2 protein-coding genes are annotated in these 1,483 nt (G+C 33.9%); both read left to right on the top strand.

Annotated elements, in window-relative coordinates:
• The first annotated feature begins 234 nt into the window (after positions 1 to 234).
• Positions 235 to 519: a hypothetical protein gene (locus K245_RS0121645; RefSeq protein ID WP_027360819.1), complete on the top strand. Its 285-nt coding sequence runs from the start codon at positions 235 to 237 to the stop codon at positions 517 to 519.
• Positions 520 to 641: 122 nt separating this feature from the next.
• Positions 642 to 1,483, top strand: an 842-nt coding sequence (locus K245_RS0121640) for a protein rep (protein WP_027360818.1), incomplete at its 3' end; no start/stop codon positions are given.

Genomic DNA, 1,483 nt, shown 5'->3' with positions numbered 1-1,483 from the left:
AGCGCTTACACCTTGTATTTATACTATAGAAATAACGCGGGGGTTGGGAAAGTGCCTTAAACCCATGACTGGTGAGGTTTTGAGGCTGTTTTTAAAGGTCAATGGAATGATACTTTTTCGTTGCTTTTTATTAGAAAGTATTTTAAAAAAATATTTTATATGATTTTATCATTTATTTAATTTTTTACATAAGAAAGAAATAGCTTTGCTTATGTCTCCATAAATGGAGTTTTTATGAAAACGAAAAAAGATAATAAGCTTAAAAAGACTGTATCTATTGTTTTTGAAGTTGAGAAACTAAATAAAATAGAGGCAATGGCAGATAAATATGGCGTTCCTCGTAGTCAATTTATTCGTAACATGATTGATATTGGATTTGATCAAGCAGTATTACTTGAAGGTGTTGGGGTTCTTCCTGTTGTTAATTTTGGAATAAACCTTTTTGATAAGTTTAAAAAGGCCATTAAGGATGGTTCTGTGGATATACAGGGAGATAAAGCAATTTTTCCTATAAAATAAAAAAGGCTCCAAAGGTGCTACCAACACCCGGAGCCTTATGAGAGGCCGAAACCCTCAAAGCATTCGCCATGCTCCTTCAAATGTAAAACATTGAAATTGAGTGGTCAAGCCGAAAGGCTATCATGTCTGATTTGTTGGTTGATCTGTCATCCTCTGGCAGACCTCGACCGTGGAAAAAACATAAAGTTTCAAATGAAAAGTTATCCAGCATTTATAATGTTTTGAAGGTATGTGATCGAGATAGAGCTGATTTGTATCGTCTTCGGTCTAATCTTTTGAATAAGTGTGGAACTAAACTTGAGTTTGAAGAGTGTCCACAAGGTCACTTGAAGCGTTTAAAACGTGCTTATTTTTGTAAGCAGAGATTATGTTCAATGTGTTCTTGGCGTAGGTCTCTTTTTGTGTATCATCAGTTTTTGATGGTTGCTCATGAAGTTCTTAAAAAATATCCTGATTATCAATTCGTTTTTATTACTTTGACCATTAAAAATTGTTCTTCTGAAAGATTATCTGAAGAGATTACACATTTAATAAAGTCTTTTGATAGATTGAAATCATATAAGCGTTTTCAAGCTATTAAGGGGATTTTTCGTACAAATGAAGTTACATATAATCCACTTAATAGAGATTATCATCCACATATACATGCCATAGGTGTTGTTCCTTCTTCTTATTTCAAAGGTGGCGTATATGTTAGTCAAGAAGAGTTGATTCAATTATGGAAAAAGGCTCTTCAAGTTGATTATGATCCTAACGTTGATATTCGGAAGGTTCGTAATAAACATTCAAATATTCCTACCATTAATGAATCCTTGATTGATCTTGATTATTCTCTTGATGAATCCCTTGCTGGTGCTGCTGCCGAAGTGGCCAAGTATTCTGTAAAAGTTCAGGATATAATTGATCCAAAACCTAAAAAAGAAGATTCGCCTGAAATGGTTAAGGCTCGTGTTTCTATGGCTGG

Source organism: Desulforegula conservatrix Mb1Pa (genome assembly GCF_000426225.1).
Taxonomy (GTDB): Bacteria; Desulfobacterota; Desulfobacteria; order Desulfobacterales; family Desulforegulaceae; genus Desulforegula; species Desulforegula conservatrix.
Note: the sequence above shows the minus strand (reverse complement) of the source record. Positions and strands in the feature narration are given on the sequence as shown.

Bases quoted from the DNA above. Each gene is read 5' to 3' on its own strand.
- K245_RS0121645 (WP_027360819.1), top strand. From the start codon at position 235: ATGAAAACGAAAAAAGATAATAAGCTTAAAAAGACTGTATCTATTGTT.